This is a genomic window from Ramlibacter sp. GS1-15 (assembly GCF_057785015.1).
The window spans coordinates 2707348-2729207 of sequence record NZ_JBYNTU010000001.1 but is presented as its reverse complement, the minus strand read 5'-3'; the positions used below and the strand labels follow the sequence as shown (position 1 = coordinate 2729207).

The following is a 21860-nucleotide window of genomic DNA, read 5'->3' as shown; positions in this document are numbered from 1 at the left end:
CCGCGCGTGAGCGAAATTTCCGGCGGGCGGAAATTTGCTCAATCGACTGTGAAATCAGGACAGCCGGCTGCGATGCCGCGCGATTTGCGCGTGCACCTGCGCCGGCGCCGTGCCGCCCAACAGGTTGCGCGCATCGAGCGAGCCGCGCAGCGACAGATGGTCGTAGACGTCCTTGCCAATCTCGGGATGGAACTGCTGCAGCACCGCCAGCGGCAGCTCCGAAAGATCCACGTTATGCGACAGCGCGGCCTTCACGGCCTTGGCGACGACTTCGTGCGCGTCGCGGAAGGGCAGGCCCTTCTTCACCAGGTAGTCCGCGAGGTCCGTGGCCGTGGCGTAGCCTTTCAGCGCAGCCTGCTCCATGGCCGTCGCGTTCACGGTGATCCCGGCCATCATCTCCACGAAGATGCGCAGCGTGTCGCGCAAGGTATCCACCGTGTCGAACAGCGGCTCCTTGTCCTCCTGGTTGTCCTTGTTGTAGGCGAGCGGCTGGCCCTTCATCAGCATGAGCAGGCCCATCAGGTGGCCCACCACGCGGCCCGTCTTGCCGCGCGCGGTCTCGGCGACGTCCGGGTTCTTCTTCTGCGGCATGATCGACGAACCGGTCGTGAAGCGGTCGGCGATGCGGATGAAGCCGAAGTTCTGGCTCATCCACAGCACGATCTCTTCCGACAGGCGGCTCACGTGGACCATCGCGATCGAGGCGGCCGAGGTGAACTCGATGGCGAAATCGCGGTCGCTCACCGCATCCAGCGAGTTCTGGCACACGCCGTCCATGCCCAGGCCCTTCGCGACCATCTCGCGATCGAGCGGGTAGCTGGTGCCGGCCAGCGCCGCCGCGCCCAGCGGCAGCTGGTTCACGCGCTTTCGCACTTCGGCCATGCGCTGCGCGTCGCGCGCGAACATCTCCACGTAGGCGAGCATGTGGTGCCCGAAGGTGACCGGCTGCGCGACCTGCAGGTGCGTGAAGCCGGGCATCACGGTGTCGGCGTGCGTGTCGGCGAGCTCGACCAGCGCCTTCTGCAGTTCGACCAACAGCGTCGAGATCCCATCGATCTCGCCGCGCAGCCACAGCCGGATGTCCGTCGCGACCTGGTCGTTGCGGCTGCGGCCGGTGTGCAGGCGCTTGCCGGCGTCGCCCACCAGTTGTGTCAGGCGCGCCTCGATGTTCAGGTGGACGTCTTCCAGCTCCAGCTTCCATTCGAAGCGGCCGGACTCGATCTCCTGCACGATCTGCGCCATGCCTTTCTCGATCGCGGCGAGGTCTTCGGCCGAAATGATCTTGCGCGCCGCCAGCATGCGGGCATGGGCGAGCGAGCCGTCGATGTCGGCGCGCCACATGCGCTGGTCGAAGCCCACGCTCGCCGTATAGCGCTGCACCAGCTCGCTCATCGGCTCGGAAAACAGGGCGGACCACCCCTCGGACTTCTTTTCGAGTTGACTCATTCGGATGCTGGGGATTGGTGTTGGCGGCGGGTTCACCAATAATGGGCCTGGGACAGCCCATCTCGATGAACGATTCGCAAATTCTATCGACCTTCCAGGACCCGTTCCCCCGGCCGGTCGCGCCTGCGCGGGCGCTGGTGTTCGACGCCTGCCACCTGGGCGTGATCCTGCGCGCCGTGCTGTTCGTCGAAACCGTCATGGCGATCGGGGCCATGTTCGGCGCGGCCTCGCCCCAGGACTGGCTGTTGCGCATGTCCGTGCTGAGCGCCGCCGCCCTGGCGGCCGTGCTGGCCTGGCTCGTGATCGCCTGCGCGCTCAAGACCGTGCTGGAGGCGCTGCCCGCGCCCGCGCAGCATGCCTTCGGCATCGTGCTCGGCGCCGTCGTCGGCCTGTTCGGTTGCGGCCTGGTGGGGGCGATCGGCTTCACCGACCGGCCGCCCTGGGTCGCCTGCGCGTTCACCGGGGCGCTGCTGGCCGCCGCCCTCGTGATCGCGCTCGTGTTCCGGGCCAAGGCCCGCACGCCGGCCGATACCGCCGCACGCCTGTCCGAGCTGCAGGCGCGCATCCGGCCGCACTTCCTGTTCAACACCCTGAACAGCGCGATCGCCCTGGTTCGGGAGGATCCCGCGCGCGCGGAGGCCATCCTCGAGGACCTCAGCGACCTGTTCCGCCACGCGCTGGTCGATCCGGGCGAATCGGTCACGGTCGCCGACGAGATCGCACTGGCCCGGCGATATCTGGATATCGAGCAGGTGCGCTTCGGCGAGCGGCTGCGGATCGAATGGGCGATCGACCCGCAGGCCGGCACCGCGCGCGTGCCGCCGCTCGTGCTGCAGCCGCTGGTCGAGAACGCGGTGAAGCACGGGGTCGAGCCCAGCGATGCCGGCGCCCAGGTGCGGGTGTCGACCAAGCGCCGCGGCGACACCGTCGTGATCAAGGTGACCAACACCGTTCCGTCCGGCCAGGGCCGCCCCGGGCATGGCGTCGCGCAGGCGAACGTGCGCGAGCGCCTGCGCCTGCTGCACGACGTGCAATGCCGGTTCCAGGCGATCCTCAAGGACGGCGTGTACCAGGTCCGCATGGAGGTGCCGGCATGAGCACGAGCCTTCAGTTGTTGATCGTCGACGACGAGCCGCTGGCGCGCTCGCGCCTGCGAACCCTGGTGGGAAGCTGTGAAGGCGTCGATGTCGCAGGCGAGGCGGCCAGTGCGGCCCAGGCGATGGAGCAGCTCGGGCGCAAGGCCTTCGACGCCGTCCTGCTGGACGTGCAGATGCCGGGCGCCGACGGGCTGAACCTCGCGCGGGCGCTGCGCGAATCGGCGCATCCGCCGGCGATCGTCTTCGTGACGGCGCACGCGGAGCATGCGGTCGCGGCCTTCGAGGTGGAGGCCGTGGATTACCTGACCAAGCCGGTGCGGCTCGAGCGGCTGCAGGCTGCGCTGGAAAAGGTCGAGCGGCGCGTGCGGGCCGCGGCACCCGCACCCGATCCCGAGGTGCTGCTGATCCAGGACCGCGGCCGCACGGAGCGCGTACCGGTGCCGGAAGTGCTCTACCTGAAGGCTGAACTCAAGTACGTGACGGTGCGCACCGCGAACCGCAGCTACATCCTCGATGCTTCGCTGGCGGAACTCGAGGAGCGGCACCCGGGGCTCTTCCTGCGCGTGCATCGCAACGCGCTCGTGGCGCGCCGCGCGGTGCGGGCACTCGAAAAGCACTACGACCCCGAGGAGGGCGAGGGCTGGGCCGTGCGCCTGACCGGCATCGACGAAGTGGTCGCGGTGTCGCGGCGGCAATTGAGCGCGGTGCGCGAAGCGCTGGCGTCGTGACACCATGATGCGAACACCGAGCATCGCGCTCGCCATCCTGGCCAGCCTGCTGAGCGTGGCGATGCTGCGCTGGGCCAGCGCCTTCTTCATCCCGCTGATGGTCGGCCTGCTGCTCAGCTACGCGCTGTCTCCGGTGGTGGAAGCATTGCAGCGCGTCCGGGTGCCGCGCTCGATCAGCGCGGGCGTCCTGATCATCGGCCTGCTGGGGGTCGCCGCCGGATCGCTGTACTCGTTCAGCGACGATATCAATACGCTGATCGACTCGCTGCCCGCGGCCAGCACGAAGCTGCGGACGGAGATCCGCTCCCGGCTGTCGGGTGGGTCGGCCCTCAACACGGTGCAGAAGGCCGCGCAGCAGCTCGAGCAGGCGACGCAGGAGGCCGGGCCCAACGCGCCACCGGCCCGCGGCGTGCAGCGGGTGATCGTGGAGAAGCCGCGGTTCGACCTGCGCGAACACCTGTGGACCGGCACCGTCGGCCTGGTGGGCCTGGTCGGGCAGGTCGTGGTGGTCAGCTTCCTCACCTTCTTCCTGCTGCTGTCGGGCGACACCTTCCGTCGCAAGCTGGTGAAGCTGGCGGGCGAGAACTTCGCCGCCCGGAAAATCACCGTGCAGACGCTCGATGACATCACGGGGCAGATCCAGCGCTACCTGCTGGTGCAGTTGCTCGCCAGCATCATCGTCGGCATCGCGACCGGGCTGTCATTCTGGGCGCTGGGCCTGAACCACGCGGGTGCGTGGGCGTTCTTCAGCGCGCTGCTGAACCTGATTCCGTATGTCGGCGCGGCAGTCCTGACGGGCGCGTCGGGCCTCGGCGCGTTCATGCAGTTCGGCGACCTGCGCCATGTCGCTTACGTGGTCGGCGCTTCGCTCGCGATCCATACCGTGGTGGGAAACCTGCTCGTGCCCCTGTGGACCAGCCGCGCCGGCCGCATGAACCCGGTGGCCGTCTTCATCGGCGTGCTCGCCTGGGGCTGGCTGTGGGGCGTGTGGGGGCTGCTGCTGGGCATCCCGATCCTGATGATGGTGAAGTCCGTGTGCGACCGCGTGGAGCCGCTCCGGGGGCTCGGCGAGCTGCTCGGGGAGTAGTTCTATCCGGTATTGCGCAACCCCGCCGCGATCCCGTTGATCGAGATGTGGATGCCGCGCCGCGAGCGGTCGTCCAGCTCGCCTTCGCGATAGCGCCGCACCAGTTCCACCTGCAGGTGGTGCAGCGGATCGATGTAGGGGAAGCGGTGGCGGATCGAGCGCGCGAGCGCCGGGTTGCCCGCCAGGCGCTGCTTGTCCCCCGTGATCATCTGCAGGGCGTCGACGGTGCGGTGCCACTCGGCCTCGATAAGGGCGAAGATGCGCTTGCGCAGCTTGGCATCGCCGACCAGCTCGGCGTAGCGCGAGGCCAGCGCCAGGTCGCTCTTGGCCAGCACCATGTCCATGTTGGACAGCAGCGCGCGGAAGAACGGCCATTGCTTGTTCATCTTCTGCAGCAGGGCCAGGTGCTCGCGCTTCGATTCGCCCAGGAACCCGTGCACGGCCGAGCCGAACCCGTACCAGCCCGGCAAGGTCAGGCGGCACTGGCCCCAGCTGAAGCTCCAGGGAATCGCGCGCAAGTCCTCGATGCGCTGCGTGGACTTGCGCGATGCCGGGCGCGAGCCGATGTTCAGCTCCGCGATCTCGCGGATCGGGGTCGAGCCGAAGAAGTATTCGGTGAAGCCGGGCGTTTCGTAGACCAGTGTGCGGTAGGCCTGCATGCTCGCTTGCGACAGCGATTCCGCGGCCAGCAGGAATTCCTTGGGCGCGCTTTTGGAAGGCTGCAGCAGCGTGGCTTCCAGCGTCGCCGCCACCAGCGTCTCGAGGTTGCGCCGGCCGATCTCCGGGTTGGCGTACTTCGAACCGATCACCTCCCCCTGTTCGGTGAGGCGGATCTGCCCGCGCACGGTCCCGGGCGGCTGGGCGAGGATGGCCTGGTAGCTGGGACCGCCGCCACGGCCCACCGTGCCGCCGCGGCCGTGGAACATGCGCAGCTGGATGTTGTGGCTGTTCGCGAGCTGATCGAAGAGTTGGACCAGCGCCGTGCCGGCGCGATACAGCTCCCAGTTGCTGGTGAAGATGCCGCCGTCCTTGTTGCTGTCGCTGTAGCCCAGCATGATGTCCTGCTCCGCACCCGAGCGCTGCACCAGCTTCGCCACACCCGGCAGGCCGTAGAACTCGCGCATGATGCGCGGGGCGGCGCGCAGGTCGCCGATCGTCTCGAACAGGGGGACCACGATCAGGTCGGCCGTGCCTTGATCGTCCAGCGTGCCGCGCATGAGGCCCACTTCCTTCTGTAAGAGGAGGACTTCGAGCAGGTCGGAGACCTCTTCGGTGTGGCTGATGATGTAGTGGCGGATGGCCTGCGACCCGAAGCGCCTGCGCAGCGCGAGCGCCGCCTCGAAAATGGCCAACTCCTTTTGCGCCAGTTCGCTGTAGTCCGCGCCGATCACGCGCAGCGGGCGGGCGTCGCACAGCAGCTTCACGAGCAGGGCGCGCCGGGCCTGTTCTTCCAGCTTGCCGTAGTGCGGCTCGATGCGGGCACGTGCGAGCAGTTCGGCGACGACGGCTTCATGCTGGTCGGAGCTCTGGCGCAGGTCCACGGTCGCGAGATGGAAGCCGAACACCTCCACGGCGCGCAGCAACGGATGCAGCCGCTGCTGCACGATCGCGTCGCCGTGGTGCGACATCAACGATGTCTCGACCGTGCGCAAGTCGGCGAGGAACTCCTCGGCGTGTGCGTACGGGTTCTGCGGCGGCACGGCATGGCGCGCCGCCTCGCCGCCGGTCAGCTCCTTCAGCGTGGCGGCCAGCCGGGAATAGATGCCCGTGAGCGCCCGTCGGTAAGGCTCGTCGAGGCGATGCTCCGTCATGTCGGGCGAGCGGTCGGCCAGCGCGCGCATCTCGGGCGTGACCTGCACCAGCAGCGCCGATTGGGACAGGTCGCCGCCCAGGTAGTGCACTTCGGTCAGGTAGTGGCGCAGCGCCACTTCGCATTGCCGGCGCAGCGCATAGTCCAGCGTCGCGGACGTGACGAACGGGTTGCCGTCGCGGTCGCCGCCGATCCACTGGCCCATTCGCAGGAAGTTCGCGACCGGCTGCTGGCCGAGTTCGCGCTCGATGTGGGCGTACAGCTTGGGGATCTCGCGCAGGAAGGTCGCTTCGTAGTACGAGAGCGCGTTCTCGATCTCGTCGGCCACCGACAGCTTGGTGGCGCGCAACAGGCGCGTCTGCCACAGCTGCAGCACGCGCGCGCGGATCTGCGATTCGTTCGCCGCCAGCTCGCGCGGCGCGAGCGCGTCTTTCGGCAATGCGCGGGCCTTGATCTCGTCGCGTGCGGTGAGCAGGTTGGCGATCATGCGCTCGGCATCGAGGATGCTCTTGCGCTGCACTTCGGTCGGGTGCGCGGTGAGCACGGGCGAGACATAGCTGTGCGCCAGCGTCTGGGCCACGGCCCGCGGCGTGATGCCCGCCCAGCGCAGGCGCGACAGCGCCACCTCGATGCTGCCTTCCTGCTGGTCGCCGGCGCGTTCGTGGATCATGCGGCGGCGGATGTGGTGCCGGTCCTCGGCCAGGTTGGCGAGGTGCGAAAAGTAGGTGAAAGCGCGGATGACGCTCACCGTCTGGTCGCCCGACAGCGACTTGAGGATCGCCTTCAGCGAGCGGTCCGCCTCGTGGTCGGCATCGCGCCGGAACGCCACCGACAGCTTGCGGATGCGCTCGACCAGCTCGAACGCCTCGACGCCTTCCTGCTCGCGGATGACGTCGCCGAGAATGCGGCCGAGCAGGCGGATGTCCTCGATCAGGGGCTTTTCATTCTCGCGCGCGCGGCGCGAAGGCGTGCTCGAGGTCGGCTCGGCGGGAGTCGGCGGCATGGCTTCCAGTCTCGGGGGTGCCCAGAATTTAGGCAAGCTGCATGCTAGCATCGACCCGAGAATGACGAAGATGACCCCGGTCAAGTTGGTGATCGCCACGCGCGAAAGTCGCCTCGCCTTGTGGCAGGCCGAACACGTCAAGGGCCTGCTCGAAGGGCGCGGGCACGAGGTCTCGCTCCTGGGCATGACCACGCGCGGCGACCAGATCCTGGACCGATCGCTCAGCAAGGTCGGCGGCAAGGGCCTCTTCGTGAAGGAGCTCGAAGTCGCGCTCGAGGAGGGCCGGGCCGACCTGGCCGTGCATTCGCTCAAGGACGTGCCGATGGAGCTGCCCGAGGGCTTCGGGCTGGCCTGCGTGATGGAGCGCGAGGACCCGCGCGATGCCTTCGTGTCCAACCGGTACGCGTCACTCGACGACCTTCCGCAAGGCGCGGTCGTGGGCACCTCGAGCCTGCGCCGCGTGGTGCTGCTGCGCTCGCTGCGGCCGGACCTGAAGATCGAGCCGCTGCGCGGCAATCTCGACACCCGCCTGCGCAAGCTGGACGAGGGCCAGTACGACGCGATCGTGCTCGCTGCAGCGGGGCTGAAGCGCCTGGCGCTCGCGAACCGCATCAAACAGGTTTTCGAGACGGATGCGATGCTGCCTGCGGCGGGGCAGGGCGCTCTGGGCATCGAAGTGCGAGCGCACCGGCGCGACCTGTTCGACGCGCTCGAGCCGCTGGCGCACCATGCGACCTGGCTGGCGGTGGCGGCCGAGCGCGAGGTCAGCCGCGCGATGGGCGGCAGCTGCTCGATGCCGCTGGCGGCCCACGCCACGTTCTCGGGCGAGTACCTGCAACTGCGAGCGGCCTGGGGCGACGCCGAGAAGCCGGGCCCGCTGGTGCGCGCGCAGTCTGCGGCCGCCGTGGCCGATCTCGCGCAGGCGGTGCAGCTCGGCGCCGATGTCGCGGCGCGCCTGCGGGCCGCCGGCGCTCACTAGAGAGCTCGCCGTGCGCGTGATCGTCACCCGGCCGGCGACGGAAGCGGCGGAGTGGGTTCGTGGCCTGGACGCCCACGGCTTCGAGGCCGTGCCCTTGCCCCTGATCGAAATCCGGGGCGCGAGCGATGCGGCGCCGCTTCACGGCGTCTGGTCACGCATCGGCCGCTATCGCGCCGTGATGTTCGTCAGCGCCAATGCCGTGCGTGCGTTCTTCGCGGCGCGCCCGGCCGGGCTACCGTTCCGGCCGCGCGCCTGGGCAACGGGGTCGGGCACGCGCGCTGCCTTGCAGACTGCCGGCGTGGCGGATATCGATGCGCCGGCTGCCGACGCGCTTCAATTCGACTCCGAAGCCCTGTGGGAGATCGTGCAGCCGCAGTGCGGGCGCGGCGACCACGTGCTCATCGTTCGCGGCGGCGAATCGGGACTGGAAGGCGTGATGGGCCGTGACTGGCTGGCCGAGCGATTGGCTGCTCATGGCGTGCAGGTCGACCAGGTCCTGGCATATGTGCGCGCCCGTCCATCCTTGACGCCGGCGGACCGCGAGCTCGCTGCCTCGGCCGCGCGGGACGGCAGCGTGTGGCTTCTCAGCAGTTCTCAAGCGATCGCGAACCTCTGCGAGTGCCTGCCTGGCGTGGACTGGTCGGCCGCACGTGCCGTCGCCACGCATCCGCGCATTGCAGAGGCGGCGCGCGCTGCCGGCTTCGGTGTTGTTTGCGTGTCACGACCGCCGATGGAGGCAGTGATCGGCGTCCTAGAATCGCTCGGATGAGTTCCGAGCCGCAAGACCCGCCCCTCGCTTCGAGCCAGGCTCCGGTCGCGGAGCCGGCGGGCGCGCCGGGCGCCGTCGTCATCCCTCGCGCGCTGATGTACGCGCTGATCGTCATCGCTGCCGTGTCGCTCGTGGTGAGCGGCATCCTGTGGCAGAAGCTGTCGAACATCCAGGAGCAGCTCGCGCGACAGAGCCAGGAGTCCGGCAACACCGCCACCGAGGCGCGCCTGCTTGCGAAACAAGCGCAGGACCTCGCCCGGGAAACGGCGGCGCGCCAGGCCGTGCTCGACACGCGGCTGGCGGAGGTCGCGTTGCAGCGCAGCCAGATCGAAGAACTGGTCCAGAGCTTGTCCCGATCGCGCGACGAGAACATGCTGGTGGACGTCGAATCGGGCCTGAAGCTCGCGCAGCAGCAGGCGCAAGTGACCGGCAGTGCCGAACCCTTGCTCGCGGCCCTGCGCAGCGCCGACCAGCGGCTTGAGCGCGGCGGCCAGCCCCGTCTGGCCCGTGTGCGTTCGGCGGTGCTGCGCGACATCGATCGCATCAAGTCGGCACCGGCGAGCGACGTGCCCACCCTGCTGGCGCGCATCGACGAGATCGCGCGCCAGATCGACGAGCTGCCGCTGGCCAACGCCGTCGCATCGCCGCCCGCTGCGGCGCAGCGCAAGGACGCGCCTGCCAGGCCTTCGTGGTGGGCGCGGATCCTCGCCGACATTCGCGACGAGGCCCGCAGCCTGGTGCGCGTGAGCCGCGTCGATGAACCCGAGGCGGTGCTGCTCGCGCCGGACCAGGGCTTCTTCGTGCGCGAGAACCTCAAGTTGAAGCTGCTCAATGCGCGCCTCGAAGTGCTGTCGCGGCAGATGGATTCGGCGCGCGCCGACCTCACTTCCTGCGGCGCGGCGCTGCGCAAGTACTTCGACCCGAATTCGCGCAAGGTGCAGGGCGTGCAGGCGCAACTGCAGCAGGTGCAATCGCAACTGCGCTCGGTGGAACTGCCGCGCATCGACGAAACCCTCGCGGTGCTCGCTACCGCCGTCGCGGGGAAATAGGCCGGATGCGCGCTGCCCTGTGGCTATTGGCCCTGTTCGGCGTCGCCGTGGCGATCGCCTTGTTCGCCGGCAACAACCAGGGGACGGTGACCCTGTTCTGGCCGCCGTGGCGCGTAGATCTTTCGCTCAACCTCGTGTTGGTGGCGCTCCTCGCCGCGTTCGTGCTCCTTTACGCCGCACTCGGTGCCCTGGCCGCGCTGTTCGATATGCCGCGCCAGGCGCTGCGCTGGCGCACCCAGCAAAAGGAGCGCGCCATGCACGCGTCGATGCTCGACGCGATCTCCCACCTGCTGGCCGGCCGCTTCATCCGTGCCCGCAAGGCGGCCGAGGCGGCCCTGGGCCAGGAACAATCCCTGGCCACGGGCGGACAGCCCCCGGCCAACGGGGCCCAGCTGCGCACTCTGGCCCACCTGCTGGCCGCCGAGAGCGCGCAATCGCTGCAGGACCGGAACGCGCGCGAGGAGCACCTCAAGCAGGCGCTCGAAGCGGGCACGGGCCGCGACGCGCAGGAGACCCGTGAAGGGGCGCTGATGCGGGCGGCGCGCTGGTCCCTCGATGACCGCGACCCCGAAGGCGCGATGGGCTGGCTGAAGGAATTGCCGCAAGGCGCGGCGCGCCGGACCCTGGCGCTTCGAACCAAGCTCAAGGCCGCGCGGCTCGCACGCCAGACGGCCGATGCGCTCGAGACGGCGCGGCTGCTCTCCAAGCACCGCGCTTTTTCGCAGGCGGCCGCCCAGAGCATCGTCCGCGGCCTCGCGATCGACCTGCTCAATGGCGCGCACGACGCGCAGCAGTTGCAACGCACCTGGCTGTCGCTCGAGCCGGCCGAACGCGCCATGCCGGAGCTCGCGATCCATGCGGCGCAACGCCTCATCGCCTTGGGCGGGGATGCGCAGGTCGCGCGCGAATGGCTGCTGCCCGTCTGGGACAGGCAGCACCTGCTCGGCGAGTCGCTCAAGGTGAAGCTGGTGCGCGCGCTGGAGACGGGGCTGGACAGCATCGACGCCGACTGGCTCGCGCGCATCGAGGGCGCGCAGCGCGCCAACCCGCGTGACGCCACGCTGCAGTACCTGGCCGGCGTCGCCTGCATGAAGAGGCAGCTGTGGGGCAAGGCGCAGCAGCTGATGGGACACGCGGCCATGGGCTTGCAGGACCCGCGCCTGCACCGCAATGCCTGGCGCGCGGTGGCGCAATTGGCGGAACAGCGCGGCGACCTGGAAACCGCCGCGCAGGCCTGGAAGCGCGCCGCCACCGATTGACGGCGCGCGTCTCGCTTACTGCAGCGGCAGGTGCTGCTGCTCGAATGGCAGCTTGAGTTCGCTCAGGTCGCGGCGCGTCTCGACCAGCACCAGCGGGCCTTCGTCGATCACCACGATGGGCGGGCGCTCGCGCGGAACGTGCACGGGCTTCGGTTCCGCAGCGATGGCGGCCTGAACGGCGGCGATCTTCCCGGCGTCCGAATTCACCCATTGCAGGCCCGAGCTTTCGGCGACCTGCTGCAGCTGGTCGACCGGCAGCTGGAAGGGCGTGACCTTCGGCAGCCGGCGCGAAGGCGCCGGGGCCTGCGTCGCCGCCGCCGGGGCTGCCGCTTGTTGCTCGACCGGCTGCGTTGCCGCGATCACTTCCTCGTCCGACACGAAGCCGGTCGGGTACCGTGGGCGGCGCTCCTCGGCGCTCTCCGGCGCGACTGCGCCCTCGTCGGCCACCGGGGCGGCGCCTTCCTCGCGCGGACCGCGTTCGCGGCGGTCACGCCCGTACCGGTCGCGCGAGCGGCGCTCACGGCGCTCGTCACCATCTTCGCGACGCGCTTCGGGCTGCGCCTCGGTGGTCGTGCCCGGCAGCGGCTGCTGGTCGCCCAGCATCAGTTCCGGCGCGGGCGCCGGCTGCTGCTCGCGTGGACCGCGCTCGCGCTGCCGCTCACGGCCGCCGCGCTCGCGCCGGCCCTCGCCGCGTTCCCCGCGCTCGCCGCGTTCGCCGCGTTCTCCGCGCGGCTGCTGCTGCCGCTGCTCGCTCGCGCCCTCGGCCTGTTGGCCTTGCGCTTCGGGTTCGCGCCGCTCGCGTTGCGGCTGGCGCTCGCGCCGCTGCTGCTCGTCACGGCGCTGCTGTTGCTGCGGCTGGCCCTCAGCGCCCTCGACGCGTTCGCGCCGTTGCTGTTCGCCGCCGCGCCCGCGGCCACGATCGCCCCGCCGGCCACGCTCGCCGCGCTCGCCGCGTTCACCACGCTGCTCGCCACGGCCTTCGCGCCGCTCTTCCTTCTTCGCTTCCTGCACCGGCGCCACCGGCGCCGGGACGGGCGCGGGAGCACCCAGGCCGAACAGGTTCTTGATCCACGCGGCAAAGCCGGACTCGGCAGGCACCGCCGGCGCCGGGGCGGGCGAGGGCGCAGGCGCCGCCTTCGCCACCGGTTGCACCGGCTGCTTCACGGGCTCGGGCCGCGGCACCGGCATCGGTGCGGGAGCATCGGGCAGCACGCCCTTGATCACGGGCTCCTGCCTGTTCGTGCGCTCGTGCGAGCGGCGCGTGACCTCGGTCGGGTCCTCGAACTCCTCGGCCATGTGGTAGCTGGCCTGCAGGTTGTCCAGGCGCGGGTCGTCGTGCTTCAGGCGCTCCAGCTTGTAGTGCGGCGTCTCGAGCGTCTTGTTCGGCACCATCAGCACGTTGATGCGCTGCTTCAGCTCGATCTTCGCGATCTCGGTGCGCTTTTCGTTCAGCAGGAAGGACGCGACCTCCACCGGCACCTGCACGTGCACGGCGGCCGTGCCGTCCTTCATCGATTCTTCCTGGATGACGCGCAGGATCTGCAGCGCGGAGCTTTCCGTGTCGCGGATGTGGCCGTGGCCGCCGCAGCGCGGGCAGGGGATCGATGCACCTTCCGATAGGGCCGGGCGCAGGCGCTGGCGGCTCATCTCCATCAGGCCGAACTTGCTGATCGTGCCGAACTGCACGCGGGCGCGGTCCTGGCGCAGCGCGTCGCGCAGGCGGTTCTCCACCTCGCGGCGGTTTTTCGACTCTTCCATGTCGATGAAGTCGATGACGATCAGGCCGCCCAGGTCGCGCAGGCGCATCTGGCGCGCCACTTCGTCGGCGGCTTCGAGGTTGGTGCGCGTGGCGGTCTCCTCGATGTCGCCGCCCTTGATGGCGCGCGCGGAGTTGACGTCGATGGACACCAGCGCCTCGGTGTGGTCGATCACGATCACGCCGCCGGAAGGCAGTTTCACTTCACGGGCGTAGGCGGATTCGATCTGGTGTTCGATCTGGAAACGCGAGAACAGCGGTGCGTCGTCGCGGTAGCGCTTCACCTTCGCCGCATGCTCGGGCATGACGTGCGACATGAACTGCTGCGCCTGTTCGTAGATGTCGTCGGTGTCGATGAGGATGTCGCCGACGTCGCTGTTGAAGTAGTCGCGGATGCAGCGGATGACGAGGCTGGATTCCTGGTAGATCAGGAACGCGCCCTTGCCGCCCTTGGCTGCGCCCTCGATGGCGGTCCACAGCTTCAGCAGGTAGTTCAGGTCCCATTGCAGTTCGGCGGCGCTGCGGCCGATGCCTGCCGTGCGCGCGATGATGGACATGCCGTTCGGGTACTGCAGCTGGTCCATCGCCTCCTTGAGCTCGGCCCGGTCGTCGCCCTCGATGCGGCGCGAGACGCCGCCGCCGCGCGGGTTGTTCGGCATCAGCACGACGTAGCGGCCGGCCAGCGAAATGAACGACGTCAGCGCGGCCCCCTTGTTGCCGCGTTCTTCCTTCTCGACCTGGACCAGGATTTCCTGGCCTTCCTTGATCACGTCGTTGATGCGCGCCTGCGACGGCGACACGTTGCCCTGGAAGTAGGACTTGGAGATTTCCTTGAACGGCAGGAAGCCGTGGCGGTCTTCGCCGTAGTCGACGAAGCAGGCTTCCAGCGACGGCTCGACGCGCGTGACGACGGCCTTGTAGATGTTGCCCTTGCGCTGCTCGCGCCCTTCGATCTCGATTTCGTAGTCGAGGAGCTTCTGCCCGTCGACGATGGCCAGGCGGCGTTCTTCAGCCTGCGTGGCGTTGATCAGCATGCGTTTCATGCGTGTCTTTCTCAAACATCAACCGCTCCATGGCGGAGCAACGATGCCGGAGGACGACGCTTCGAAACGACGGGAATTGCCGGAGGGCGGCCTTCAGGCGAGCGGTGGGCTCGACCTGCGGCGCCAGGGCACGTGGATGGGGGCGAGAAGGACGAAGCGCGGGCGCATCGCCGGCAATGCGGCGATGGGGATGCGCTTCGTGGGGTAGGAAGGCGCCCATGCGGCGGCCGGCGGGAGGCTTGTGAGCCACCGCCAGCAGGCCATGATGAACGCGATCAGCACGTTGTTCTCGCTTTGGTCCGTTCGCAAGCCGGAAGTGGCTCACGAAGCTGGTATTCCGTATCGGTGTTTCAAAGTGTCGGTCTCACCCGCGGCGACATGCAGCGGCGGCATCGACCTCCAGCGTGGCCGGTGGCTGCGCGTGGACTAAACTCCAAGGCAAATCAACCACTTACAGCACTACGCTAGTGAAACGCATTATAGGGGGGAGCAAGCTCCCTGCCAACGCGCAGGTGAAATGGCTGGAGGTGGGCGAGGAGTCGGCCGGGCAGCGCCTCGATAACTTCCTGATACGCGAGCTCAAGGGCGTGCCCAAGACGCACGTCTACCGCATCATCCGCAGCGGCGAAGTGCGCGTGAACAAGGGCCGGGCCTCCGCCGATACGCGCATCGAGAACGGCGACGTGGTGCGCGTGCCACCGGTGCGTGTCTCGACCGAAACGGCGCCGCGACCCGCCCCGGCGCGCGACTTCCCTGTGCTGTTCGAGGACGACCACCTCATGGCGATCGACAAGCCGGCCGGCGTGGCCGTGCATGGCGGCAGTGGCGTGAGTTTCGGCGTGATCGAGCAGCTGCGCCAGGCGCGGCCCACGGCGAAGATGCTGGAGCTCGTGCACCGGCTCGACCGTGAGACCTCCGGCATCCTCCTGGTGGCCAAGCGCCGCTCGGCGCTCACGAACCTGCAGGACCAGTTCCGTGACCGCGAAACCGGCAAGACCTACCTGGCCCTCGTGAACGGCGCCTGGCCGGCCAACAAGAAGGTGATCGACCTGCCGCTGCACAAGTACCTGCAGGCGGATGGCGAGCGCCGGGTGAAAGTGGTCGCCAGGGACGACCCGGATGGCATGCGCGCGATCACGCTCGTGAAAGTGTCGCGCAAGCTCGAAGGTTTCACGCTGCTCGAAGTCACCATCAAAACCGGCCGCACCCACCAGATCCGGGTGCACCTCGCCGCCTCCGGCCACCCGATCGCGGGCGACGACAAGTACGGCGACTTCGAGCTCAACAAGACGCTGCAGAAGGAAGGCCTCAGGCGCATGTTCCTTCATGCGTGCCGGTTACAGTTCAACCATCCCGCGAGCGGCGAGCGCATCGAATTGCTGGCGCCGCTGCCGCCGGATCTTTCGAAATTCGTGTCCCATGTCCACCCCGAGGCCGCGCCGCTTTGACCTGATCGCGTTTGATTGGGACGGCACCCTGTTCGATTCCACGAAGATCATCATCCGCTGCATCCAGCGCGCCGTCGCCGATGTCGGCGGCACCGTGCCGAGCGACAAGGCGGCCGCCTACGTGATCGGCATGGGCCTGATGCAGGCGCTCGCGCACGCGGCCCCCGACGTGCCGGAAGAGAAGTACCCCGAACTCGGCGCGCGCTACCGCCATCACTACACGACGCACCAGAACGACCTGAGCCTGTTCGACGGCGTGCTGCCCATGCTGGACGAGCTGAAGATGCGGCACCACTGGCTGGCGGTGGCGACCGGCAAATCGCGCCGGGGACTCGACGACGCCCTGCAGCAGTCGCAATTGAAAGGCGTGTTCGACGGCTCGCGCACCGCCGATGAAACCGCCGGCAAGCCGCATCCGCGCATGCTTCACGAGCTGATGCGCGAGTTCGGCACCGAGCCCCAACGCACGCTAATGATCGGCGACACGACCCACGACCTGCAGATGGCGGTGAACGCCGGCTGCGCCTGCGTCGGCGTGAGCTACGGCGCGCACGAGCCCGGCGAGTTCGACTCGTTGAATCCGCTGTTCGTCGCCCATTCCGTCGGCGACCTGCACCGCTGGCTGGCGGAGAACGCATGAGCGAAACGGCTGCCATTGCGCTGTGCAACTCGGCCGAGCTCGTCGACGGCGGCGAGGCCGTGCCCTTCGACGTCGCCTATGGCGGGCAGACCTGTCGCGCATTCGCGATCCGCTACGAGGGCCGCGTGCATGCCTACCTCAATCGTTGCGCGCACGTGGCCATGGAAATGGACTGGCAGCCGAACCGCTTCTTCGACGACAGCGGCCGCTGGCTGCTGTGCGGCACGCACGGCGCGGCGTACCGGCCGGATACCGGCGCCTGCGCGGGCGGCCCCTGCCGCGGCGGGCTCGTGAAGATCGAGCTCAGCGAAGAAGGTGGCGTGGTGCGCTGGCATACTGACTACAACCTCACACCCGTCGAGTTCTGAACCGACGAAAGAACGAATATGGACGAACCGCAAGCCCCGGGCTTCCCGCCGGAACCCCCTCCGATTCCATCGCCCGCTCCCGCCTCCAATTGGGAGCGCGCCACGTTCGAGAAGCTGATGCTCGCGACGCTTGCGGAGCAGCGCTCGGCACGCGTCTGGCGCACCGTGCGCAGCCTGGGCTGGCTGTTGTTCTTCGCCGTGCTCCTGTGGGCGTTGCTGCACAAGGGCGGGCCGAGCACGGACAAGACCACGGCCCACACGGCGGTGATCGAAATCAAGGGCGAGATCGCCTCGGGTGGCGATGCCAGCGCGGAGACCGTCACGGCCGCCATGCGCACCGCCTTCGAGGACAGTGGCGCGCAAGGCATCGTGCTGCTGATCAATTCGCCCGGGGGCAGCCCCGTGCAGGCCGGGATCATCTACGACGAGATCAAGCGCCTGAAGGCCAAGTACAAGAAACCGGTCTACGCGGTGGTCGAAGAGTCCTGCGCGTCGGCCGCGTATTACCTCGCGACGGCGAGCGATCGCATCTTCGTCGACAAGGCCAGCATCGTCGGCAGCATCGGCGTGCTCATGGACGGGTTCGGCTTCACGGGCCTGATGGACAAGCTCGGCGTCGAGCGTCGCCTGCTCACGGCCGGCGAGAACAAGGGCTTTCTCGATCCGTTCAGCCCGCAGACCGACAAGCAGCGCGCCTTCGCCCAGCAGATGCTCGACCAGGTGCACAAGCAGTTCATCGACGCGGTGAAGGCCGGCCGCGGCAAGCGCCTGAAGGATTCGCCCGAACTCTTCAGCGGCCTGTTCTGGACCGGCCAGCAGGCCGTCGACATGGGCTTGGCGGACCAGCTGGGCAACATCGACTACGTGGCCCGCGAGGTCATCAAGGCGGAAGAGCTGGTCGACTACACGCGGCGCGAGAACGTGGCTGAGCGACTGGCGAAGAAGTTCGGCGCGGCCATCGGCGAAGGCGCGATCCACGCGCTGCACGCCGTCCCGGCACTGCGCTGATCGCGGTCTCAGCGCCCGATCGCGAACACGGCCGGAATGTCGTTCGCGACCGGGCAGTCGCGCCGCCGCCAATCGGCGACGCGCGCGCTGCGGATCGCTGCACCGGGCAAGGTCAGTCCGCTCGCGACGGCCAGCCTCGTGGCCGGCTGCAAGGTGTCGCACAGCGCCTTCCACAAAGCTGCGTTGCGATAAGGCGCTTCGATGAAGAGCTGTGTCTGGCCTTGTTTCGACGCGAGGGCTTCCAGTTCGCGCACGCGCTGCGCACGCGGCCCCGCCTCCTGCGGCACATAGCCGACGAACGCGAAGTTCTGGCCGTTCAGGCCGCTGGCCGCGAGGGCGAGCAGGAGCGACACCGGCCCGACCAGCGGCACGACATCGATGCCCAGGTCGTGCGCGCTGCGCACAACCGATGAACCGGGATCGGCGACGGCCGGCGTGCCCGCTTCGCTCAGCAGGCCGACGTCGTGGCCTTGCAGTGCCGGCGCCAGCAGCGCGGACGCGTCGAAGGGCGCGGCGTGGTCGCCCCTTTTGTGGACTTCGCGCGGAAGCTCCACGATCTGCTGATCCCGCAAGGGTGCGGACAGGCCATGGACCTCGCCGATGCGCTTGAGATACGCACGCGCCGTCTTCGCGTTCTCGCAGATCCAGTGCGTGATGGTGGCGGCTCGCGCGATCGTCGCATCGGGCAGGACCTCGGCAAGGGGCACCGCTGTGGTACAGCCGAAATCGAGCGGCGCCGGAACGAGATAAAGGCGACCCCGCGCGGCGGTCACAGCAGCTGCACCCCGGCGGCGCGCAGCAGGCGGGACGTGCGAATCAGCGGCAGGCCCACCAGCGCGCTCGGGTCGTCGTTCTCGATGGATTCCAGCAGGACGATGCCCAGGCCCTCGCTGCGCGCGCTTCCGGCGCAGTCGTAGGGCTTCTCCGCCCGCAGGTACGCCTCGATCTCTTCGTCCCCCAGGTTGCGGAAGGTCACGCGCACCGGTGCGAGATCGACCTGCTCGAAGCCCGTGGCCCGGCACACCACGGCCACCGCGGTGTGAAACACGACGACTTGCCCGCGCATGCGCCGCAGCTGCTGGATCGCGCGCTCGTGCGTGCCGGGCTTGCCGAGCGGCTCGCCGCCGAGGTCCGCCACCTGGTCGGAGCCGATCACCACTGCGTCGGGATGGCGGGCCGCGACGGCCCGCGCCTTCTCCAGAGCCAGCCGAAGCGCGATCTCGCGCGGGCTTTCGCCCGCCTGGGGCGTTTCGTCCACGTCGGGCAGGTCGATCCCGAACGGGACCTTGAGGCGCGACAGCAGCTCGCGGCGATAAGGCGAGCTCGAACCCAGCACGACGCGTCGGGTCAAGGGCGGTTGGGGCGGCGGCATGGCGCGATTCTCTTACACTGGAACGCATGCCGAGGCTGTTCTCTCCGCGCCATCTCGACGTCAGATCCTTCGCCGAAGAAGCGGGTGAACTCGCGGGCGAAGAGCCCCTGCGCGTTCACGCCCGGCTGCTGTCGGAGACGCAGGGGCGCGGTGCCGAGACGCCGGTCACGTGGTCGGCCAGCGCCGAAGTCCGCAATCCGCAGCACGTGCAGCCGCAGGTCTGGCTGCACCTGAAGGCCGGCACGACCTTGTCCCTCACGTGCCAGCGCTGCCTCATGCCGGTGGACGTGCCCGTCGCGGTCGACCGGTCGTTCCGTTTTGTCGGCGACGAGGAGACGGCGGCCGCCGAAGACGACCAGTCCGAGGAAGACGTGCTCGCGCTGAGCCGCAATTTCGACCTGGTCCAGCTGGTCGAAGACGAGCTGCTGATGGACATGCCGCTCGCGCCGCGGCACGAGACCTGCCCGCCGGTGCACCTGGAAATCGCCGACGAGAACTTCGAGGGCTCATCGGCGCGCCACGAGAACCCGTTCGCCGTCCTGGGGCGGCTCAAGACGCCCTCCGGTCGGGACGAATAGATTTGGCTATAATGGTGGGCTTCGCACCCTGCGGCCGGAGGCTGCGCGTGCCCTCGTCCCACCCTATTGACCTGCCTTGCGCCCAGCGCGGGGCCACCCCGAACAGGAGCCCACCATGGCCGTCCAGCAGAACAAGAAGTCGCCGTCCAAGCGCGGCATGCACCGCTCGCACAACGCGCTCACCACGCCCGGCATCGCGATCGAGCCCACCACGGGCGAGACGCACCTGCGCCACCACATCAGCCCCACGGGCTTTTATCGTGGCCGCAAGGTCCTCAAGACCAAGAACGAAGCCTGACGCGCACCGAACCTCGATGAAGGCCCGCCTGCTGCGCAGCGCGGGCCTTTGTTTTGCCAAGCTGTAAAGTTCAGCCATGACGATCCTGGCAGTCGATTGCATGGGAGGCGATCACGGTCCGCGCGTGACGCTCGCCGCTTGCCGGCAATTCCTGGAACAAGAACCCGGCGCGCAATTGCTGCTCGTCGGCCAGCCCGACGCGCTCGCCGCATGGGACCATCCGCGCGGGCAGGTCGTTCCCGCGAGCGAAGTCGTCGCGATGGACGATCCGGTCGAGATCGCGCTGCGCAAGAAGAAGGATTCGTCCATGCGCGTGGCGATCCAGCAGGTGAAGGACGGCAAGGCGCAGGCGGCGGTGTCGGCGGGCAACACCGGCGCGCTGATGGCGCTGGCGCGCTACCTGCTCAAGACCGTCGAAGGCATCGACCGGCCGGCCATCGCCTATCCGCTGCCCAATGCGAAGGGTGGCGCCACCACGGTGCTGGACCTGGGCGCGAACGTCGATTGCACCGAGCAGCACCTGCTGCAGTTCGCCGTGATGGGGTCTGCGTTGGTCTCTGCGTTGAAGCACGTGGACGCGCCAACGGTCGGCCTGCTCAATATTGGCGAGGAAGTGATCAAGGGCAGCGAGGTGATCAAGCGCGCCGGCGAGCTGCTGCGTTCGGCGGCGGCCAGCGGCGACCTCAATTTCCACGGCAACGTCGAAGGCAACGACATCTTCAAGGGCACCACCGACATCGTCGTGTGCGATGGCTTCGTGGGCAACGTGGCGCTCAAGACCAGCGAAGGCCTCGCCTCGATGATCGGCGGGTTCCTCAAACAGGAATTCTCGCGCAGCATCTTCACGAAGCTGGCGGCGCTCGTCGCCTATCCGGTGCTGTCCGCCTTCAAGGACCGGGTCGACTACCGCCGCTACAACGGCGCCGCGCTGCTTGGCCTGCGTGGCCTTGTCTTCAAGAGCCATGGTTCCGCCGATGCGTTTGCTTTCGAGCAGGCGCTGGTCCGCGCGTATGATGCGGCCCGAAACAACTTGCTCGATCGCGTCCAGGCCCGCATCGCCCACGCCCGCCCGCTGCTCGCGGCCGGCGAACCCGATGTCCAGCCCGCCGATGCAGTGACCTTCTGATGCAACGCTATTCCCGAATCGCCGGCACGGGCAGCTACCTGCCGCCCCGGCGCGTGACCAACGACCAGCTCGCCGCGGAACTCGCCGCCAAGGGCATCGAGACCTCCGACGAGTGGATCGTCGAGCGCACCGGCATCCGCGCCCGCCATTTCGCCGACGCCGGCGTCACGACGAGCGACCTCGGCGCGAATGCCGCGCGCCATGCCATCGAAGCGGCGGGCCTGAAGCCGCAGGACATCGACCTCATCATCGTCGCGACTTCGACGCCGGACATGGTGTTCCCGTCGGCGGCCTGCATCATGCAGAACAAGCTGGGCATCGCGGGCTGCCCGGCGCTCGACGTGCAAGCCGTGTGCAGCGGCTTCGTGTACGCGCTGACCATCGCCGATTCGATGATCCGCACCGGCTCGGCCAGCAAGGCGCTGGTCGTCGGCGCCGAAGTGTTCTCCCGCATCCTGGACTTCAACGACCGCACGACCTGCGTGCTGTTCGGCGACGGCGCCGGCGCCGTGGTGCTGGAGGCGTCCGACACGCCCGGCATCCTCGCGAGCGACCTGCATGCCGACGGCAAGCATGTCGGCATCCTGTGCGTGCCCGGCACGGTGTCCGGCGGCCAGGTGTTGGGCGACCCGCTGCTCAAGATGGACGGGCAGGCCGTGTTCAAGCTCGCCGTCGGCGTGCTTGAAGATGCGGCGCGCGCCACGCTCGAGAAAGCCGGCCGCAAGGATTCCGACATCGACTGGCTGATCCCGCACCAGGCGAACATCCGCATCATGCAGAGTACGGCGAAGAAGCTGAAACTGCCGATGGACAAGCTCGTCGTCACCGTGGACCAGCACGGCAACACATCGGCGGCCTCGATCCCGCTGGCCCTCGACGCGGCCGTGCGCGGCGGCAAGGTGAAGAAGGGCGACACGCTGATGCTCGAAGGCGTCGGCGGCGGCTTCACCTGGGGCGCCGTGCTGCTCGATTTCTGACCGCGATACCCGACGCGCC

The 21860-nt window shown here is 68.7% G+C and carries 21 protein-coding genes; 15 read left to right on the top strand and 6 right to left on the bottom strand.

Translation table 11 applies throughout. From position 1 onward, the window contains the following. Positions 1–54 precede the first annotated feature (54 nt). On the bottom strand, positions 55–1482 hold the full coding sequence (gene argH / locus AC3EF3_RS13620; RefSeq protein ID WP_488532689.1) for an argininosuccinate lyase: 1428 nt from the start codon (positions 1480–1482) through the stop codon (positions 55–57). A gap of 29 nt (positions 1483–1511) precedes the next feature. On the opposite strand from argH, the gene AC3EF3_RS13615 reads away from it, so the two are divergent. From AC3EF3_RS13615 to AC3EF3_RS13605, 3 genes are read left to right on the top strand one after another with little or no spacing between them, the layout of a single operon-like run. Beyond that, positions 1512–2543 (top strand): sensor histidine kinase, encoded by a 1032-nt coding sequence (locus AC3EF3_RS13615; protein WP_488532688.1) that lies wholly within the window; start codon positions 1512–1514, stop codon positions 2541–2543. Then, entirely contained in the window at positions 2540–3271 is a 732-nt protein-coding gene (locus AC3EF3_RS13610) for a LytR/AlgR family response regulator transcription factor (RefSeq protein WP_488532687.1), read from the top strand. The genes AC3EF3_RS13615 and AC3EF3_RS13610 overlap by 4 nt, the downstream gene beginning before the upstream one ends. 4 nt (positions 3272–3275) lie before the next feature. After that, positions 3276–4358: an AI-2E family transporter gene (locus tag AC3EF3_RS13605; RefSeq protein ID WP_488532686.1), complete on the top strand. Its 1083-nt coding sequence runs from the start codon at positions 3276–3278 to the stop codon at positions 4356–4358. Between the two features lie 2 nt (positions 4359–4360). On the opposite strand, the gene ppc is transcribed toward AC3EF3_RS13605, so the two are convergent. Beyond that, a complete protein-coding gene (gene ppc, locus AC3EF3_RS13600; protein ID WP_488532685.1) occupies positions 4361–7171 on the bottom strand; it encodes a phosphoenolpyruvate carboxylase in 2811 nt (936 codons plus the stop codon). 61 nt (positions 7172–7232) lie between these two features. On the opposite strand from ppc, the gene hemC reads away from it, so the two are divergent. Genes hemC through AC3EF3_RS13580 form a run of 4 tightly spaced genes read left to right on the top strand, consistent with a single transcriptional unit; the run spans position 7233 to position 11227 of the window. Further along, on the top strand, positions 7233–8150 hold the full coding sequence (gene hemC, locus AC3EF3_RS13595) for a hydroxymethylbilane synthase (protein ID WP_488532684.1): 918 nt from the start codon (positions 7233–7235) through the stop codon (positions 8148–8150). 10 nt (positions 8151–8160) lie between these two features. Further along, on the top strand, positions 8161–8919 hold the full coding sequence (locus AC3EF3_RS13590; protein WP_488532683.1) for a uroporphyrinogen-III synthase: 759 nt from the start codon (positions 8161–8163) through the stop codon (positions 8917–8919). After that, positions 8916–9968, top strand: coding sequence for a uroporphyrinogen-III C-methyltransferase (locus tag AC3EF3_RS13585; protein WP_488532682.1), 1053 nt, complete (start codon positions 8916–8918; stop codon positions 9966–9968). Before AC3EF3_RS13590 ends, AC3EF3_RS13585 begins: the two co-directional genes overlap by 4 nt. A 5-nt stretch (positions 9969–9973) precedes the next feature. Next, a complete protein-coding gene (locus tag AC3EF3_RS13580; RefSeq protein ID WP_488532681.1) occupies positions 9974–11227 on the top strand; it encodes a heme biosynthesis HemY N-terminal domain-containing protein in 1254 nt (417 codons plus the stop codon). A 15-nt stretch (positions 11228–11242) separates the two neighbouring features. Here the strand turns inward: AC3EF3_RS13580 and AC3EF3_RS13575 are convergent, their stop codons facing one another. Together AC3EF3_RS13575 and AC3EF3_RS13570 are read right to left on the bottom strand one after the other, a co-directional pair. Further along, entirely contained in the window at positions 11243–14026 is a 2784-nt protein-coding gene (locus AC3EF3_RS13575; protein WP_488532680.1) for an Rne/Rng family ribonuclease, read from the bottom strand. A gap of 93 nt (positions 14027–14119) precedes the next feature. After that, positions 14120–14335 (bottom strand): hypothetical protein, encoded by a 216-nt coding sequence (locus AC3EF3_RS13570; protein ID WP_488532679.1) that lies wholly within the window; start codon positions 14333–14335, stop codon positions 14120–14122. A gap of 158 nt (positions 14336–14493) precedes the next feature. Here AC3EF3_RS13570 and AC3EF3_RS13565 point away from each other — a divergent pair, with 158 nt between their 5' ends. From AC3EF3_RS13565 to AC3EF3_RS13550, 4 genes are read left to right on the top strand one after another with little or no spacing between them, the layout of a single operon-like run. Beyond that, positions 14494–15474 carry an RluA family pseudouridine synthase gene (locus AC3EF3_RS13565; protein WP_488532678.1) on the top strand — a complete coding sequence of 327 codons (981 nt, stop codon included), beginning with the start codon at positions 14494–14496 and terminating at the stop codon, positions 15472–15474. Further along, positions 15446–16114: an HAD family hydrolase gene (locus tag AC3EF3_RS13560; RefSeq protein ID WP_488532677.1), complete on the top strand. Its 669-nt coding sequence runs from the start codon at positions 15446–15448 to the stop codon at positions 16112–16114. Before AC3EF3_RS13565 ends, AC3EF3_RS13560 begins: the two co-directional genes overlap by 29 nt. Further along, positions 16111–16482 carry a Rieske (2Fe-2S) protein gene (locus tag AC3EF3_RS13555; RefSeq protein WP_488532676.1) on the top strand — a complete coding sequence of 124 codons (372 nt, stop codon included), beginning with the start codon at positions 16111–16113 and terminating at the stop codon, positions 16480–16482. The genes AC3EF3_RS13560 and AC3EF3_RS13555 overlap by 4 nt, the downstream gene beginning before the upstream one ends. Before the next feature lie 18 nt (positions 16483–16500). Next, positions 16501–17490 carry a S49 family peptidase gene (locus AC3EF3_RS13550; RefSeq protein ID WP_488532675.1) on the top strand — a complete coding sequence of 330 codons (990 nt, stop codon included), beginning with the start codon at positions 16501–16503 and terminating at the stop codon, positions 17488–17490. Positions 17491–17498: 8 nt separating this feature from the next. Here AC3EF3_RS13550 and AC3EF3_RS13545 read toward each other — a convergent pair whose 3' ends face one another. Both AC3EF3_RS13545 and AC3EF3_RS13540 read right to left on the bottom strand, forming a co-directional pair. Beyond that, positions 17499–18263 carry an SAM-dependent methyltransferase gene (locus AC3EF3_RS13545; protein ID WP_488532674.1) on the bottom strand — a complete coding sequence of 255 codons (765 nt, stop codon included), beginning with the start codon at positions 18261–18263 and terminating at the stop codon, positions 17499–17501. Then, the gene (locus AC3EF3_RS13540; protein WP_488532673.1) at positions 18260–18862 is read right to left on the bottom strand and encodes a Maf family protein; all 603 of its coding nucleotides are present in this window, start codon (positions 18860–18862) and stop codon (positions 18260–18262) included. Before AC3EF3_RS13540 ends, AC3EF3_RS13545 begins: the two co-directional genes overlap by 4 nt. Positions 18863–18888: 26 nt before the next feature. Here AC3EF3_RS13540 and AC3EF3_RS13535 point away from each other — a divergent pair, with 26 nt between their 5' ends. The 4 genes from AC3EF3_RS13535 to AC3EF3_RS13520 all read left to right on the top strand — a co-directional run bounded on the left by AC3EF3_RS13535 (position 18889) and on the right by AC3EF3_RS13520 (position 21841). Beyond that, entirely contained in the window at positions 18889–19440 is a 552-nt protein-coding gene (locus AC3EF3_RS13535) for a YceD family protein (RefSeq protein ID WP_488532672.1), read from the top strand. A 115-nt stretch (positions 19441–19555) separates the two neighbouring features. Continuing rightward, a complete protein-coding gene (gene rpmF / locus AC3EF3_RS13530; protein WP_488532671.1) occupies positions 19556–19738 on the top strand; it encodes a 50S ribosomal protein L32 in 183 nt (60 codons plus the stop codon). A 76-nt stretch (positions 19739–19814) separates the two neighbouring features. Further along, positions 19815–20864: a phosphate acyltransferase PlsX gene (plsX, locus tag AC3EF3_RS13525; protein WP_488532670.1), complete on the top strand. Its 1050-nt coding sequence runs from the start codon at positions 19815–19817 to the stop codon at positions 20862–20864. Further along, positions 20864–21841, top strand: a complete 978-nt coding sequence (locus AC3EF3_RS13520) for a beta-ketoacyl-ACP synthase III (RefSeq protein WP_488532669.1) — start codon at positions 20864–20866, stop codon at positions 21839–21841. Before plsX ends, AC3EF3_RS13520 begins: the two co-directional genes overlap by 1 nt. Positions 21842–21860: the final 19 nt, after the last annotated feature.

Bases quoted from the DNA above. Each gene is read 5' to 3' on its own strand.
- ppc (WP_488532685.1), bottom strand. From the start codon at position 7,171: ATGCCGCCGACTCCCGCCGAGCCGACCTCGAGCACGCCTTCGCGCCGC.
- plsX (WP_488532670.1), top strand. From the start codon at position 19,815: ATGACGATCCTGGCAGTCGATTGCATGGGAGGCGATCACGGTCCGCGC.
- rpmF (WP_488532671.1), top strand. From the start codon at position 19,556: ATGGCCGTCCAGCAGAACAAGAAGTCGCCGTCCAAGCGCGGCATGCAC.
- AC3EF3_RS13610 (WP_488532687.1), top strand. From the start codon at position 2,540: ATGAGCACGAGCCTTCAGTTGTTGATCGTCGACGACGAGCCGCTGGCG.
- AC3EF3_RS13550 (WP_488532675.1), top strand. From the start codon at position 16,501: ATGGACGAACCGCAAGCCCCGGGCTTCCCGCCGGAACCCCCTCCGATT.
- AC3EF3_RS13585 (WP_488532682.1), top strand. From the start codon at position 8,916: ATGAGTTCCGAGCCGCAAGACCCGCCCCTCGCTTCGAGCCAGGCTCCG.
- AC3EF3_RS13605 (WP_488532686.1), top strand. From the start codon at position 3,276: ATGATGCGAACACCGAGCATCGCGCTCGCCATCCTGGCCAGCCTGCTG.
- AC3EF3_RS13615 (WP_488532688.1), top strand. From the start codon at position 1,512: ATGAACGATTCGCAAATTCTATCGACCTTCCAGGACCCGTTCCCCCGG.
- AC3EF3_RS13520 (WP_488532669.1), top strand. From the start codon at position 20,864: ATGCAACGCTATTCCCGAATCGCCGGCACGGGCAGCTACCTGCCGCCC.
- AC3EF3_RS13555 (WP_488532676.1), top strand. From the start codon at position 16,111: ATGAGCGAAACGGCTGCCATTGCGCTGTGCAACTCGGCCGAGCTCGTC.
- AC3EF3_RS13540 (WP_488532673.1), bottom strand. From the start codon at position 18,862: ATGCCGCCGCCCCAACCGCCCTTGACCCGACGCGTCGTGCTGGGTTCG.
- hemC (WP_488532684.1), top strand. From the start codon at position 7,233: ATGACGAAGATGACCCCGGTCAAGTTGGTGATCGCCACGCGCGAAAGT.
- AC3EF3_RS13575 (WP_488532680.1), bottom strand. From the start codon at position 14,026: ATGAAACGCATGCTGATCAACGCCACGCAGGCTGAAGAACGCCGCCTG.
- AC3EF3_RS13580 (WP_488532681.1), top strand. From the start codon at position 9,974: ATGCGCGCTGCCCTGTGGCTATTGGCCCTGTTCGGCGTCGCCGTGGCG.
- AC3EF3_RS13560 (WP_488532677.1), top strand. From the start codon at position 15,446: ATGTCCACCCCGAGGCCGCGCCGCTTTGACCTGATCGCGTTTGATTGG.
- AC3EF3_RS13535 (WP_488532672.1), top strand. From the start codon at position 18,889: ATGCCGAGGCTGTTCTCTCCGCGCCATCTCGACGTCAGATCCTTCGCC.